Annotated in this window: 13 protein-coding genes; 5 read left to right on the forward strand and 8 right to left on the reverse strand. The window is 57.8% G+C overall.

What is annotated here, in order from left to right:
* Positions 1 to 25 precede the first annotated feature (25 nt).
* Positions 26 to 2,023 carry a hypothetical protein gene (locus NATOC_RS21640; RefSeq protein ID WP_015319540.1) on the reverse strand — a complete coding sequence of 666 codons (1,998 nt, stop codon included), beginning with the start codon at positions 2,021 to 2,023 and terminating at the stop codon, positions 26 to 28.
* Between the two features lie 338 nt (positions 2,024 to 2,361).
* On the opposite strand from NATOC_RS21640, the gene NATOC_RS23340 reads away from it, so the two are divergent.
* Positions 2,362 to 2,484: a DUF7503 family protein gene (locus tag NATOC_RS23340; protein ID WP_449289548.1), complete on the forward strand. Its 123-nt coding sequence runs from the start codon at positions 2,362 to 2,364 to the stop codon at positions 2,482 to 2,484.
* Between the two features lies 1 nt (position 2,485).
* Here the strand turns inward: NATOC_RS23340 and NATOC_RS20830 are convergent, their stop codons facing one another.
* From NATOC_RS20830 to NATOC_RS01000, 3 genes are all read right to left on the reverse strand, one after another.
* Positions 2,486 to 4,357 carry a hypothetical protein gene (locus tag NATOC_RS20830; protein WP_245549673.1) on the reverse strand — a complete coding sequence of 624 codons (1,872 nt, stop codon included), beginning with the start codon at positions 4,355 to 4,357 and terminating at the stop codon, positions 2,486 to 2,488.
* 273 nt (positions 4,358 to 4,630) lie between these two features.
* A complete protein-coding gene (locus NATOC_RS23235) occupies positions 4,631 to 5,332 on the reverse strand; it encodes a DUF7504 family protein (protein ID WP_015319543.1) in 702 nt (233 codons plus the stop codon).
* 112 nt (positions 5,333 to 5,444) lie between these two features.
* Complete coding sequence (locus tag NATOC_RS01000) at positions 5,445 to 6,203, reverse strand: DUF5781 family protein (protein ID WP_015319544.1); 759 nt, start codon at positions 6,201 to 6,203, stop codon at positions 5,445 to 5,447.
* Positions 6,204 to 6,405: 202 nt separating this feature from the next.
* Between NATOC_RS01000 and NATOC_RS01005 the strand changes: the two genes are divergently transcribed.
* Positions 6,406 to 8,592, forward strand: a complete 2,187-nt coding sequence (locus tag NATOC_RS01005) for an elongation factor EF-2 (RefSeq protein ID WP_015319545.1) — start codon at positions 6,406 to 6,408, stop codon at positions 8,590 to 8,592.
* A gap of 279 nt (positions 8,593 to 8,871) precedes the next feature.
* Here the strand turns inward: NATOC_RS01005 and serS are convergent, their stop codons facing one another.
* Entirely contained in the window at positions 8,872 to 10,251 is a 1,380-nt protein-coding gene (gene serS, locus NATOC_RS01010) for a serine--tRNA ligase (protein ID WP_015319546.1), read from the reverse strand.
* Between the two features lie 110 nt (positions 10,252 to 10,361).
* Here serS and NATOC_RS01015 point away from each other — a divergent pair, with 110 nt between their 5' ends.
* Positions 10,362 to 11,594 (forward strand): potassium channel family protein, encoded by a 1,233-nt coding sequence (locus NATOC_RS01015; protein WP_015319547.1) that lies wholly within the window; start codon positions 10,362 to 10,364, stop codon positions 11,592 to 11,594.
* Between the two features lie 17 nt (positions 11,595 to 11,611).
* On the opposite strand, the gene NATOC_RS22135 is transcribed toward NATOC_RS01015, so the two are convergent.
* From NATOC_RS22135 to NATOC_RS01025, 3 genes are all read right to left on the reverse strand, one after another.
* Positions 11,612 to 11,752: a hypothetical protein gene (locus NATOC_RS22135; protein WP_015319548.1), complete on the reverse strand. Its 141-nt coding sequence runs from the start codon at positions 11,750 to 11,752 to the stop codon at positions 11,612 to 11,614.
* A 205-nt stretch (positions 11,753 to 11,957) separates the two neighbouring features.
* Positions 11,958 to 12,536 (reverse strand): magnesium transporter, encoded by a 579-nt coding sequence (locus NATOC_RS01020; protein ID WP_015319549.1) that lies wholly within the window; start codon positions 12,534 to 12,536, stop codon positions 11,958 to 11,960.
* Positions 12,536 to 13,105: a magnesium transporter gene (locus tag NATOC_RS01025; RefSeq protein WP_015319550.1), complete on the reverse strand. Its 570-nt coding sequence runs from the start codon at positions 13,103 to 13,105 to the stop codon at positions 12,536 to 12,538. The genes NATOC_RS01020 and NATOC_RS01025 overlap by 1 nt, the downstream gene beginning before the upstream one ends.
* A 204-nt stretch (positions 13,106 to 13,309) precedes the next feature.
* Between NATOC_RS01025 and NATOC_RS22140 the strand changes: the two genes are divergently transcribed.
* Together NATOC_RS22140 and mgtE are read left to right on the forward strand one after the other, a co-directional pair.
* Positions 13,310 to 13,477, forward strand: coding sequence for a hypothetical protein (locus NATOC_RS22140; protein WP_015319551.1), 168 nt, complete (start codon positions 13,310 to 13,312; stop codon positions 13,475 to 13,477).
* The gene (gene mgtE, locus NATOC_RS01035; protein ID WP_015319552.1) at positions 13,464 to 14,498 is read left to right on the forward strand and encodes a magnesium transporter; all 1,035 of its coding nucleotides are present in this window, start codon (positions 13,464 to 13,466) and stop codon (positions 14,496 to 14,498) included. The genes NATOC_RS22140 and mgtE overlap by 14 nt, the downstream gene beginning before the upstream one ends.
* Positions 14,499 to 14,541 lie beyond the last annotated feature (43 nt).

Below are 14,541 nucleotides of genomic sequence, written 5' to 3' on the forward strand. Positions count from 1 at the left end.
AGAAATCCCAGATCTATGTGGCTGGTTATTCAAGATCACTGAGAGTGATATCATCACTCCAATACATTTCTCCATCTATCAAAACTGGTATCGGTCCTCGATCAAGATATTCTAATAGTTCCGTCTTTTTAATCGAGATTGGCCCGATATTGTTGGATAGGTGATGGATATTGTTTGAATTGAAATTAGGTGATCTAATACTGCCTTTTTGCCTGGTAGGATTGTAGGTATATATATTTACGCGGATATTCTCGCCGCTTGTATCCAAAACAGAGCAAACAGACGGGACCCCTGTTGTTGATTGTGCGATTGATGTCGTACCATCACCGACGATACGGTATCGATTTCCAGCGGAAGCAGTTGTTTGTAGAACATCAAGAGTTGCCGAGAATGAATAGCCGAAGTTTAACAGCCGGGCAATTATGCTTCCTGTCGTCACTGCATTATCATTCTGAACATCGTCAAGTGTTACAATCCCTCCTAAACTCCCGGCTTCAACAAGTGTTCTCCCCTGTTCATATGACTGGCATGCATTGAGCAAAAACGATTTTGCCTTTACGTTATTAATAGATGATGGGTCTAATTTCCCATCTGAACAGCGAAAGCCATCTCTATCTATATGTCCGATATAGTGTACAAAGTCATTCTGAGAGGTGAAGATGCTCTTGAGTTCGGTAGTCGTCAAATCATGGTGGATCGTTACAGAAAACGGGAGCTCTTCACGGTTTCCGTATGTTCCATAGACCTCTATAAGTTCATCATCCATATCTAACTCATTACAGACAATCTCTATTTCGAGATCCCCTTCTTTCGGTGAACGACAGATCTTATTATGAAATGCTGATAACGGAACTGCGCTTGTATTCTCCGAGCCAGTACTATAATTCCAAGTTTGTTTAACTGATAAGATATTTGATAACGCCTCTACAGCTTCATCCTCGAAATCTGGATCTGGCTGAGGTTGGTCGATACGGCCGGTAGTGATAGATGACAATTGATTGGCAAGAAACGGTAGAAATTGCAGGTGGTCACTACTTGGCTGAACTTTCGTTTTAGGGTACCACTCGGGATAGTGCGATTCCAGCATAGAGAAAGGAATTTCAAGATATGTTTCTAGTTGCTTAGAAAGAGATTGCTCGTATACAGTTGGGATATCGAACTCAAGCAGCGGTTCGATTACTTGCCGCTCATGTACTGGTCCCGGTGAGGAATCTTCAGTTCTGATTATACAATCCAAATAAAAAATATGCTTTAGGAGCCGGCTGACTGTCGATTCGAAGTCGTTTTCATTTTCCAGTCGGAAGGAAAACCCGTTTTTGGTACTGAGACGTGGCTCTGAACTGGGAACTACCTCTGCACCCAGATAATATGCAAGCGGTGTGACGGTGAATATATAATCGAACGTGGGTGGGACTTCTATCTGAACACCGGTTTTCGGACGTTTGAGATCATCTGGGATATCTAGCTTGTTACCAATCTGAAGAAGTGGTGGATGCTGGCGAAGGGTAGGGTAAGAACGTTGTGGCCCCGTTTCTTTGAGCGCTGAACCAAACATGGAGACAGCTTCCATCACGTCGGTCGGGTTTGGCGGCGTCTTGATCCGATCAATTGGAGCGCTCTGAGCAGAACGAGCCCCAATCACTATTGGTGTTGGTTTAGAAACGTCAATACGTGTCTGGCCGTTCTCAACGTGTATCCCTAACTCTCCCTCAATCTGAATGAGAATTTTCAACGGAGTCGATATATCGAACGTATAGCTTTTGTCTGGAAGAGAAAAGCTTTCGTGCGCCGCTACATTAGATAGAATTGAACCATTTTGATCGAGTATATAAGTACTTTCCTTTTGGGGAAGTACAACGGTACTCGTGGTGGTCCTTACGGCTGTATCAACGTCATGTTGGATGGTAGATTGACATATTCTTTCGATTTCACAGCCACCTGGTATCCTAACCTGGTATCTATGGCGTGTGATTGGATCAATTATTTCCAGTCCGCTTTCGGTTGATCGGAATTTCGGATCCATTGGAGGGCCAGATAGACTAATTGACACACCTTATCTATATATGACGTGAAATTGATCGATCCACTATTCTATACTTTAGGCCATATTATCGGTGCTCTGTTATAATGTTTTCAGTTTTCCATGCATTGCCAGCCTGTGGATCTACCACTCACATATCCATAACCGATAAAAACACTGCGTCTTGGTCTGGTTGATGAAAGTTCTGTGTTCGCTCGTAGTGAACCATACCTCAACCATAAATTATTTTATTGACTCTACATGATATACCTATGGTTCCTAGGTAGAATATATTAAAATAAATTTATTATCTGTTGCAACAATAGTTCGAATGCACCATGATGGACTTAAGCAAGTACCTCAAGAACCACCCGCGAATGATTGGCGTTCTGTTCACCATTCTCCTGGCCATTTCACAGGCAGGAATGGTGGCAGCAAACGGTAGTGCACACGCAGGCCCCTAAGTTACTGAAAATCGAACTCATCGCTCCAGTAGATCGTTCCATTACTTACGACTGGAAACCGTCCTTCGTTCAAGAATTCCCGTAAATTTTCCTCACTCACCGGTATATATTCCGTACTCCCAGGAACAATATAATAAGAACTGACAGACCCTAGATGAGGAGTAAAAACAGCACCCTTCTCTGCTCGAACTGAACCATACATTTTAATTTTAACAGTAATATCGCTATTTTCTTTGTTTACTAAGCAAACATTAGGAACAACGGTTTCCGCTTGAGCGATGGTCGTTTGACCGTCACCAACCATTTGATACTGTTGGCTAATTATACTTTCTTCTTTAGCAACGTCCAATGCTCCATAGAGCGGAAATCCTTGATTCAACAATTGTGCAATAACACTCCCTATCCTGACTGCTCCACTGTTCGCAACATCACCGAATGTAACTATCCCACCTAAGCTACCAGCGTTAATTAAATATAGTCCCTGTTCGTGAGACTGACATGCGTTCAACAAGAAAGCTTTCACATTTGAATTTTTAACTGTTGCTCCGTCTAACTTCCCATTCGAACATTCAAAACCATTCACATCTATATGTCCAATATAATGTAGAAAGTCACTGTTAGTAGCTAATATTTTTCTCAGTTCTTGCGTAGATGTGTTATAGTGTAGCCTAACATTAACCGGTAGCTCTTCTCTATCACCATATGTGCTATCTACAGATTTGACTTCTTCTCTCATATCTGAATCATTACATACCACATCGACTTCGATCGGTTCGTCTCGAGGACTTCGATCAATACTGTTTTTGAAGGCGGAAAGTGGTGCCGTGCTTATGAGCTCTGGTCCGTTCTTTCCGCTCCAGCGCTGCTGGACTGATGCGGGTGGATCTCGTGGTTCCGGTGTTGGTGCGTTACTTCTAGTTACTTCCATATCTCGAGTAAAGGGGCTTCGTGTAAAGTCAGAGATGGCATCTATCTCGTCTTTGAGGTCTGAGAGGTCCTGTCGATCCCCGTCTTGGGTATATATTGGCGCAAGACAATTAGTCACGAACGGTAAAAATTCAATAAACCTTGAGGAGGGTGTAAGTCGTATTTCGAATTTCCAGTCCGGAATATAGGGACGGATTTTGGAAAACGGAATTTCGAGGTACGTTTGAACTTGCTTCTCAATTGGCTGATCATACACTGATTGCATATCGTCGTCAAAAATTGATTCGATCGAATGCCGATTATGGAGGGGTAATGGTGAGATGCCCTCTGTTCTAGATATGCAGTCAAGGAAAAAAATGTGCTGTAGGACACGCTTGACCGTTGATTCAAACCCTTTCTGGCGATCGAGAGAATATGAATAACCAGTATCGGTGGTAAGTCGTGGTTGTGTCCCAGGAACGACCTTTGCTCCAAGATAATAAGCGAGCGGTCCAACGGTGAAGATATGACGGTATGTAGGAGGGGTTTGGATCTTGATACCGGTTTTCGACTGTTCCACTCCGTCCGGTATGACAAGTTTGTCCCCTCTCTCAATAGCAGGTGGATGTCCACGTAACGTCGGATACGACCGATCAGGCGTTGTTGTTTTCAGTGCAGACCCAAAGGTAGAGACCGCTTGCATAAGATCGGTTGGTTTCGTTGTCGTGGTGATTGTTCTTGCAGGACGGGTATGGTACGAACGGGCACCAAGAACTACTGCCGTTCGGCCATCCAACCCGATATGCGTTCGCTCTGGATCGGAATACACCTGGATAGAGCTATTGACCTGAGCATAGACCTTTAACGGTCCCGACAAATCAAGCGTATACTCTCCTTTCGGTAAGGAGGCCTGCTCGTCAGGTTTCACTTCGGCGACCATCGATCCCGTCTGGTCACGAACGTACACGTAGTGTGTCGTCGGTAGCGTGATCGTATCGGTCGTAATCCGAACCGCTGAGTCGACGGGATACTGAATCCTGTCGCAGTCGACGGACTCAATCGAAACCGGACTGTGTGTCGTTAACTGATATCGGTGGCGTTCGATCCGATCGATGATCTCAACCCCGTCGTCGGTCGGCTCGAACGTTGGTTTCATTTGGGAATAGCAGCCGTCGTCTCGTCTCGAGGACGCACCGTCGAACCGGTAATCTCCTCAGTCGGCATCTCGGAACACCCCTGCTCAGAGCTGCGTCGTCGAAATCCAGCCGGAACACAGCGATTCGTCCTTGAGCGACCAGCGTTCCTGACGGGTGCCGTTGTGTGTCCGTAACTCGACGACAACGTCGAAAAGCGGCGTGAGAACACTGACGACGTCGCTTTCTCGATCGACTGGGAGTCGATAGTGGATCATTCCGTTGGTCGTTCGGACCCGCCCGTTCGTGAGATGAATGAACCGGAATACTCGCTCATCGCCGTAGTTCTCGAGCAAGGGTAGCAGCGAGTCGACGCCGATTCGGAGCTCCGAGGGGGCGAGTCCGTCGGCGTCGCTCTCGAAGGATTCGATCGCGTTCGAGATTTCGATCCCCAGATCGGCGAGCGTGTCGGTCATCGTCACAGGCCCGTCGGTAGACGGTATCGGTTCGTGACTGCCAGTCGCCACACTGGCGCTTCGAACGTCGATATCGTGACGGATGAGCCGGTAGCTATCCGTGGGGTAGTCGCTGACGATCGATTCGATGGATGCTCTTCCAGCGGTCGTCGAAACCAGAATCCGTCGCCGCGAACGGTCCGTCGCGTGACCAAGGAGGCGGCGACAGGTTTCGGCCTGTTGGCTTGCCCGGGCCGACCCGACGACGAGGACGCTCGCGCCGCGTTGCTTGAGCCGAGATAGTTCCTCGATAAACGCATCATCGGGCCCGCGAGCCGGTGTCTCGGAGAGCATCGCCAGTATGTTCCGTACTGATGAGGTGTAAAACATTAAACGTTCGGGTAGCCGAGACGGACCGGGTTGCACAGATTCGAGGAGAAACCCACGGCTTCAGTCGCAGGGATCGTCACGCTTCGGTCGAGGAGGCGTCCTCGCCGACGTAGGTGCGGGTCGCGTCGACCAGCACCTGTCGGTAGCTGCTCGAGTCGGGGTCGCTGGCGAGTTCTCTGAATCGTCGTTTGAAGGTTTCGAAGGGAACGTTCGGCGCGTCGACCGTGGCGACGTGGGCGAGATCATACAGACGATGGTCGGCGTCGACGAGGTCGTGTCGTTCGGCGAGTGCCAGGGCGAACGCCGCGTTGACGGCCGTGATCTCGGGATCGGCGTTCGCCGAGAGCCGCGTTCGATCGGCTCGCGGCGCGCTCTCGGGTCGGTCGGCGACGGCCGCGGCGAGACTCGATTCGAGGAAGGCAAGCAGCTTCTCGCCGGGGCCGACCGAGAGCGTGATGTCGTCGGCGTAGATGTCTTTCATGTGGTTCGCGATCTGATAGCAGTGCGACAGCTTGCGCCGTTCGACGCTTTTGCCGGCAAGCGCGAGGAACAGAGCCTCTTCGGTCGACTGCGTATGAGAGGGGTGTTCCTGCTCGTATCTCGCCATGTGTGCGAACTCGTGGAGGGCGAGTTCTCGAGCCATCGCGCTCGAGGCGGCCTGTCGGGGGATGTTCAGGACGTGACGGTCGTCGTAGTGGCCGGCCCAGGTGCGGACGTCGGGATCGTCGCGGATCTCGACATCGACGGGAAGTGAGAGATCGTACTCGGTTTCGAACAGGTCTCGTGCGCTCAGAAAGGGTGCCGTCGGGCCCGAACCGTTTACTCGAATATCCATGCGTGTCAGTATCATGGCCCGTGACTGTATGGCTCTTACGCCCGGTTGCGCAGGCCGCCGACACCCCGACGCCGTCGGGAGATTACTGTGTGCTATTCACTCACGCAAATTAGTTTTTCATCGTCCCAGACCGCGATACGCGTCGGATTCCCCGACGACGAAACACTACCCTTTTGACCCCGCTACCGGTATTGGGGGGTATATGGGCCGACGCAAGAAGATCGTCCAAGAGTGTGAACGGCTGATGGACGAACCGGAGCATATCCGGAACATCGCCATCGCCGCACACGTCGACCACGGAAAAACGACCCTTTCGGACAACCTCCTCGCGGGAGCCGGCATGATCTCCGACGAGACCGCCGGCGAGCAGCTCGCAATGGACACGGAGGAAGACGAGCAGGAACGTGGGATCACCATCGACGCGGCGAACGTCTCGATGACCCACGAGTACGAGGGAACCAACCACCTCATCAACCTCATCGACACGCCGGGCCACGTCGACTTCGGTGGCGACGTCACCCGCGCGATGCGGGCCGTCGACGGTGCGCTGGTCGTCGTCGACGCCGTCGAGGGTGCGATGCCTCAGACCGAAACCGTCCTGCGCCAGGCGCTCCGTGAGGGCGTCAAGCCGACGCTGTTCATCAACAAGGTCGACCGCCTCATCTCCGAGCTCCAAGAGGGGCCGGAAGAGATGCAGCGTCGACTCGTCTCGGTCATCAACGACGTCAACGAGCTGATCCGCGGAATGACCGAGGACATGGACGACATCGACGACTGGACGGTCTCCGTCGAGGACGGCACCGTCGGTTTCGGCTCCGCACTGTACAAGTGGGGCGTCTCGATGCCGTCGATGCAACGCACCGGGATGGACTTCGGCGACATCATGGAGCTTGAGCGCAACGACAAGCGCCAGGAGCTCCACGAGCGCACGCCGCTGTCGGACGTCGTGCTCGACATGGTCTGTGAGCACTTCCCGAACCCCGTCGACGCACAGCCCCGTCGTATTCCGCGCATCTGGCGTGGCGACGACGAAACCGATCTCGCCGAGGGGATGCGACTGGTCAACGAGGACGGCGAGGTCGTCTTCATGGTCACCGACATCGGGATGGACCCCCACGCCGGTGAGATCGCGTCCGGACGGGTCTTCTCGGGCTCCCTCGAGAAGGGCCAGGAGCTGTACGTCTCCGGGACTGCTGGCAAGAACCGCATCCAGTCGGTCGGGATCTACATGGGCGGCGAGCGCGAGGAAGTCGAGCGCGTCCCCGCCGGGAACATCGCGGCCGTCACCGGCCTCAAGGACGCCATCGCCGGCTCGACCGTCTCGAGCGTCGAGATGACGCCGTTCGAGTCGATCGAGCACATCTCCGAGCCGGTCATCACGAAGGCTGTCGAGGCCCAGAACATGGACGACCTGCCGAAGCTCATCGAGACGCTGCGACAGGTCTCCAAGGAGGACCCGACGATCCAGATCGAGATCAACGAGGACACCGGCGAACACCTGATCTCGGGACAGGGTGAGCTTCACCTCGAGGTCATCACCCAGCGTATCGAGAAGAACCAGGGTATTCCGGTCCACACCGGCGAACCGATCGTCGTCTACCGCGAACAGCCCCAGGAGCCAAGCGACGAGGTCGAGGGGATCTCGCCGAACCGTCACAACCGCTTCTACATCTCCATCGAGCCGATGTCGAACGATCTCGTCGAGACCATCCAGCTCGGCGAGGCGTCGATGGACATGCCCGAGCAGGAGCGCCGCGAGGCCCTGCAGGAGGCCGGCATGGACAAGGACACGTCCCAGAACGTCGAGCACATCCACGGGACGAACATCCTCATCGACGACACGAAGGGGATCCAGCACCTCAACGAGACGATGGAACTGGTCATCGAGGGGCTCGAGGAGGCTCTCGACAACGGGCCGCTCGCAAACGAGCCGGTACAGGGGACGCTCATGCGGCTGCACGACGCCCGGCTCCACGAGGACACCATCCACCGCGGTCCGGCCCAGGTCATCCCTGCGGTCCGTGAGGCGGTTCACAACGCCCTGATCGACGGCCGTATCAAGATGCTCGAGCCGATGCAGGACGTCCGTATCGACGTCCCCAACGACCACATGGGCGCCGCCTCCGGCGAGATCCAGGGTCGTCGTGGCCGCGTCGACGACATGTACCAGGAAGGCGATCTGATGGTCGTCGAGGGGATCGCCCCCGTCGGCGAGATGATCGGCTTCGCGAGCGACATTCGCTCCGCGACCGAGGGTCGTGCCTCCTGGAACACCGAGAACGCCGGCTTCGAGGTCATGTCCGACTCGCTCCAGCGCGAGAAGATCATGGAGATCCGCGAGCGCAAGGGCATGAAGCTCGAGCTGCCCGAGATCATCCAGTACATCTAAATCGCAATCTGCGTCCCGTCGATTCGCTTTCTTTCTTCGTGTCCGCTTTCGTAGCGGCGCCAACGTCCGATCGTGTTCTGCTGGAGCCCTCGGGAACGATTCGGGCCCTTCCACCGCTTCGCTCGCGGGGGGTCGCCGAGCCGATGGTGACTGTACCGACGGCTCGGAAACTCGAGTGTGAACCAGCGGTTAGAGCCCCGACCCGGAAAACGAGAGGGGAGCGTCGAACCCGTCCGATGCGGTACCGGGTCTCTGACGACGACTACTGCTCGCCGCGACTCACTCCCGTTCGCCCGCGCCGAGCGCGCTCTCGCCGACCTTCTCGTGGCCCTCGATGACCTCCTGGCCGTCCATGTACGGCTGCAGCGCCTCGGGGATCGTCACGGTGCCGTCCTCGTTCTGGTGGTACTCGAGGATCGCCACCATCACACGCGGCAGCGCGAGCCCCGAGGCGTTCAGCGTGTGGAGGTACTCGGCCGACTCGTGGCGCTCGGGGCGGTACCGCAGGCCGGCCCGACGGGCCTGGAAGTCCTCGAAGTTCGACGCCGACGAGACCTCGAGCCAGCGACCGCCCTCCTCGGGGCCGTCCTCCATATCGTCGCCGGGGGCCCAGACCTCGATGTCGTAGGTCTTCGCCGAAGCGAAGGTCAGGTCGCCGGTACAGAGCTCGAGGATCCGGTAGGGGAGATCGAGCCGCCGCAGAACCTCCTCGGCCTCGTCGAGCAGTTCCTCGAGACGGTCGTAGCTGTCCTCGGGCTCGACGAAGTTGACGAGTTCGACCTTGTTGAACTGGTGGACCCGAACGATACCCCGCGTTTCGGTGCCGTGTTCGCCGGCCTCACGTCGGAAGTTGGGGGTGTAGGCCTGGTGTTTGAGCGGCAGGTCGTCCTTGAGCAGGATCTCGTCGGCGTACATGTTCGTGACCGGGACTTCGGCGGTCGGACACAGCCAGAGATCGTCGTCCTCGTAAGCCTCTTCGTTGCTCCCGCCCAGCCGGTAGGCGTCGTCGGCGAACTTCGGCAGCTGGCCGGTGCCCCGCATCGACTCGCTTTTGACGGGTACCGGCGGAAAGAGATCGACGTACCCCTGTTCGCGGTGGACGTCCATCATGAACTGGATCAGCGCGTGCTCGAGGCGGGCGCCGTCGCCTTTGAGGAAGTAAAATCCCGACCCGGTAGTCTTGGCGGCACGCTGTTCGTCGATGATATCCAGTTCCTCGCCAAGCTCGTAGTGGGGGGTGATCTCGTCGGCGTCAACGCGCAGGTCGTCGAACCCCCATCGGCGATCCTCGACGTTGTGTCGCTCGTCGAGCCCCAGCGGCACGCTCTCGTCGGGGATCTGGGGGATCTCGAGCATCCGTTCACGGAGCTCGTTGCCGAGCTCGTTCGCTTCTTCCTCGACGTCCTCGATCTCGGCTTTGAGCTCCTTTGACTCCTCGATGGCCTCGTCCTTTTCGTCCTGTTTGCCCTTCGCGACCAGCGAGCCGATCCGTTCGGTCACCTGATTGCGCTCGTGGCGTAGCTCGTCGCCGCGGGCCTTCAGTTCGCGCCAACGCTCGTCGATCTCGATCAGCTCGTCGAGGTCGACGTCGGCACCGCGGTTCTCGAGCGCGTCGCGGACGGCCTCGGGGTCCTCGCGCAGGAGGCTCCGGTCGATCATTGCTCGTGGATTCTCCGTGCCGGTCCAAAACCGTGTCGGAAGGCGCCGTTTCACGAACCACAGCTCCAGGGCGGGAAACGTTTTTTTGACCCGGGTCGGTGGGTTAGGACATGGACCCGTTCGAGGACGAGCCGTCGCCGGTGTCGATCGAGTACGAGCCCGTCAGCGTCAAAGACGTGCTCGTCGAGATGAAAGATACCGCGGAACTGCTGATCGACCTCTCCTACTCCGCTGTCCTCCACCGCAACGAGGACCTCGCCCGGGAGGTGCTCCGGCTCGAGCGTCAGATGGACGTCCTCGAGATGCGCGCCCGGATGGGACTGTTGATGGCCTCACGAAACCCCTCCGACGCCGAACAGCTCGCGCCGGTGCTGGGAATCGTTGCCGCGACGGGGACGATCAGCGACGCGGCTGGCGACATCGCGAAGATCGTCCTCGAGGAGATGGGACTGCCCGAGGCGATGCGTGCAGCACTGCCCGAGGCGGCCGGCGTGTTGGTCCGGGGCGTCGTCGACGTCGACTCCCCGTACGCCGACCGCACGCTCGAGGACGTTGACCTCGAGTCCGAGACGGGCGTGCGCGTGATCGCGCTCCGGCGCGGTGGGCGTCAGACGACTGACGAGGACTGGCTGCTCAACCCCGGACCGACGACCGCGATCGCGGCCGGCGACGTCGCCTTCCTGCGCGGACCCGATACGGCAATCGAAGAGGTGTACGAGACGCTGACGGGCGAAGTCTACGAGATCCCCGAGATCGAAACGCCGGATATCGACGATCTCGAGCGAGCGGTGGACACGATCATCCACATGAAGAACCTCTCGGAGCTGGCGATCGACCTGGCCTACAGCAGCGTCCTCTTCGACAGCGAGGCCCTCGCCGAGGAGGTTCGGAATCTCGAGGTCGAGGTCGACGCGATGCAGTCCCGGTTCGAGGCCTGGACGCTCCGGGCGGCCGGCGACGCCCCCGACCCGGTCGCGTTGCGGGGACTGATCCGGCTCGGAACGAGTACGGAGGTCATCAGCGACGCGGCGATCGATCTCAGCGAGGGGGTGTTCCGGGATATCGAGGTCCACCCCGTCGTCGGCATGGCCGTCGAGGAGAGCGACGAGATCATTACCCGGATCGAGGTCGAGTCGGGGAGCGATCTCGACGGAACGGCGATCACGGCGGGCGTTCCCGAGACGGAGCCGACGATGTCGGTGATCGCTATCCGTCGACCCGACGAGGGGTGGCTGCTCGTCGGTGACGCCGACGCGGAGATCCACGGCGGGGACGTTCTCATCGCGAAGGGGACCCGGACGGCCGCCGGAGCGTTCGAGGAGCTTTCCGAAACCGAGGCGTGACAGCGGATCCGAGCCGGTTAGCCGGTGTACGCGAGCAGCGTCGCGACGAGTTCGAGATAGAGTACCGCGGCAAGCGCAACGACGACGACCGCGAGGACGAACGGGACGGTCCGCCGTCGTCGCTCCCGATTCAGAAATGGACGGACGAGCCAGCTCATCGCGTTGCTAGCCCCGTTTTTGCCGTGTTTCGAGGGGACGACTGTCCGGGCCGTTCGTTGCGAGTCGAACTGAATCTCATGTGGAAGAGTCCCACACACTGTCACTTGAAGTTCAGTCAGACATCCGGCGGACGGACGGCACATGCCGAGCGGGATCGCGGCGCGATTCGATCGATCGGAGCGTGGTGCGACGCGATCGAGCGCTTCAGAATCCGAGGACGAGCGCGGAGACGCCGATGAAGATGACCATCCCGAAGACGTCGACAACGTTCGTGACGATCGGGATCGTCGTGTCGTCGGGATCGACGCCCAGGCGGTAGGAGGCGTACGTCGTCGCGAAGCTGAACAGGACCGCGATGACGGCGACGGACATGCCGCTGACCAGCGAGATCAAAAGCAGCGTCGACAGCGGGAGCGTCGAGCCGATGAGTCCGCCGAGCAGGTAGGCGCCGAACGCGAGTGCGGTAAAGATCGTCGCCGCGAGCGCCAGCACTGCGCCGACGTTCGCCCACAGCTCTCGGTCCCGCGGATCGAACTCGGTCGTCCCGAGGTGGAGCCGCGTCGAGAGCCGCGAGCTCAGGATCGCGCCGAGGTTCCCGCCCATGTCGACCATCGTCGGCACCATGATCGCAAGGATGCCGTACTGCTCGAGCATCTCCTCGGCCTCCTCGAGGGTGATCCCCGCCCAGAGGACGATCACACAGAGGACGATCAACAGCGGGAACATGTTGCCGACGATACTGCGGACCTCCCAGCTCCCGAGCGAGCCCTGGGGAACGACCATCAGATCAGCACCTCCACGATGCCGATCGCGAACAGCATAAAGAGCATCCCGAAGATGTCACCAAGCGTCGTCACGATGGGGCCGACGAGGTTGTCGGGATCGTAGCCGTACTTGAAGCCGGCGAAGATCAGCGCCAGTAGGCCGAAGATGAGCACGACCGACGTCAACACGCCGGCGATCAGCATGATCCCGACGAGCTCGTACAGCGCGGCGACCTCCCAGCCCAGTATCAGTAGCGCGAGCCAGGTGATCACGCCGATCACGATCGAGATCCCGATCCCGTTGATAAAGGAGGCGGTGACCGCGTTGACGAGTCGCTGGTCGCGTTCGAACTTCGGCTCGATCAGTCCCTGGTGGAGCCCGCTCGAGATCCGCCCCCCGAGCGCGCCGTAGACGTTACCCCGCGTGGCGAGGAAGACGGGTATCATCACCAGCAGTCCGGGGAACCGTTCGACGCTTTCGACCATTCCCTCGAGCACCAGGCCGGCGAACAGGCCACCGCCGAGGGCGATCAGCAGGATGGGTAGCGCCTCGCGGTAGATCGACCAGAACTCCTCCCGTACGCTCATAGCAGTATCTTTCGTAGTCGACTGTTAAACGTATCGGGAAGGAATAGCAAGCCGTCGGCCGTTCGACGACGGCCCGCTGTCCGGACCGACTGGTGCGAGAGCTGCCGTATAGGTCCGATGTGTGTGCCGATATCGTGGGAATATATTTCAAACTTAGCCCTAGACCGAAACCACTTTTAGGCATGTCTAACGAACGAACAGCGTATGCTGAACACCAACCACAGCAATCCGTTCGGCGCCGAGACGACGATCAACGACACCGTCCGCGAGCGTGGTCGGACGCTCGAGGAGCTGGTGGGCGACCTGCTCGAGGGCGAGTTCGCCGGAGTACTTCGGTTCCACATTCGGGGTGAAGTGTATGGGGGCTGCTGACGACCTCGAGTTCCACGCCGACCGCGTAAGCGAGGTAACCGACGAGGAGTACGTCTCGATCACCCAGGAGACGTTCGTCGGTCCGGCGATCGACAAGTTCCGCGAGTTCGAACCGGTCTCGGACGAAACGACCGTTTACTACCTGTACGTCACCGACAACGCGGGTCGGCTCGTCGGCGTCATGTCCCTTCGGGAACTGCTCAACGCCCCCGAGGACGACGTCGTCGAGGACCACATGGTGACCGACCTCGTGACGATCGACGCCGACGCAGATCCGGAGTTCGCCGCCGACGAGATCGCCGAACGGGACTTTCCCGCCTTGCCCGTTATCGACGACGACGGCCTCCTCGTCGGCGTCCTCCGTACCGAGGACATGATCGAGGTCGTTGAGGAGGAAGCCACCGAGGACATCCTCAAGAGCGCGGGCTTTTCGTTCGCCGACGTCGAGAGCTCCCGGAGTTCGGCGATCCTCGAGTCGTCGATTCCGAAGATCCTTCGGCTGCGACTCCCGTGGCTGATCGTCGCACTCGCCGGCGGACTGATGGCTGGTGGTGTCATCGAACAGTTCGAGGACACCCTCGAGGCCGTCGTCGCGCTCGCCTTCTTCGTTCCTGTCATCATGGACATGGGCGGCAACGTCGGTACGCAGGCGTCGACGATCTTCGTTCGCGGGCTCGCGTTGGGCCATATCGACGACCGCAACGCGATGCGACACTTCGCTCGCGAGGGGCTGATCGGACTACTGATCGGGGTTATCATCGGCGCTATCGGCGCCGGTGCGGCCTACGTCTGGCAGATCAACGAGCCGTACGCCCTCGAGCTGGCGACGGTCGTCTTCGTCGGGCTCGTCTCGGTCTGTGTCGTGGCGTCGGTCGTCGGCTACGTGATCCCCTGGATCATGAACAAGCTCGGGTTCGACCCCGCGGCCGCCTCGGACCCGCTGATCACGACGGTCAAGGACATCACCGCGCTCCTGATCTACTTCGGGCTCGCGGCCGTCCTGCTGGCCGAACTGCTCTGAACGCGGTCCGCCCGCGTGTCGTCGGTTCCATTTTTGTAGTCCG

It is taken from the genome of Natronococcus occultus SP4 (assembly GCF_000328685.1).
GTDB classification, from domain to species: Archaea; Halobacteriota; Halobacteria; order Halobacteriales; family Natrialbaceae; genus Natronococcus; species Natronococcus occultus.

Excerpts from the sequence above, each read along its gene's own strand:
- NATOC_RS21640 (WP_015319540.1), bottom strand. The coding sequence starts at position 2,023 with ATGGATCCGAAATTCCGATCAACCGAAAGCGGACTGGAAATAATTGAT.
- NATOC_RS23340 (WP_449289548.1), top strand. The coding sequence starts at position 2,362 with ATGGACTTAAGCAAGTACCTCAAGAACCACCCGCGAATGATTGGCGTT.
- NATOC_RS23235 (WP_015319543.1), bottom strand. The coding sequence starts at position 5,332 with ATGCTCTCCGAGACACCGGCTCGCGGGCCCGATGATGCGTTTATCGAG.
- NATOC_RS01000 (WP_015319544.1), bottom strand. The coding sequence starts at position 6,203 with ATGGATATTCGAGTAAACGGTTCGGGCCCGACGGCACCCTTTCTGAGC.
- NATOC_RS01005 (WP_015319545.1), top strand. The coding sequence starts at position 6,406 with ATGGGCCGACGCAAGAAGATCGTCCAAGAGTGTGAACGGCTGATGGAC.
- serS (WP_015319546.1), bottom strand. The coding sequence starts at position 10,251 with ATGATCGACCGGAGCCTCCTGCGCGAGGACCCCGAGGCCGTCCGCGAC.
- NATOC_RS01015 (WP_015319547.1), top strand. The coding sequence starts at position 10,362 with ATGGACCCGTTCGAGGACGAGCCGTCGCCGGTGTCGATCGAGTACGAG.
- NATOC_RS22135 (WP_015319548.1), bottom strand. The coding sequence starts at position 11,752 with ATGAGCTGGCTCGTCCGTCCATTTCTGAATCGGGAGCGACGACGGCGG.
- NATOC_RS01020 (WP_015319549.1), bottom strand. The coding sequence starts at position 12,536 with ATGGTCGTTCCCCAGGGCTCGCTCGGGAGCTGGGAGGTCCGCAGTATC.
- NATOC_RS01025 (WP_015319550.1), bottom strand. The coding sequence starts at position 13,105 with ATGAGCGTACGGGAGGAGTTCTGGTCGATCTACCGCGAGGCGCTACCC.
- NATOC_RS22140 (WP_015319551.1), top strand. The coding sequence starts at position 13,310 with ATGCTGAACACCAACCACAGCAATCCGTTCGGCGCCGAGACGACGATC.
- mgtE (WP_015319552.1), top strand. The coding sequence starts at position 13,464 with ATGGGGGCTGCTGACGACCTCGAGTTCCACGCCGACCGCGTAAGCGAG.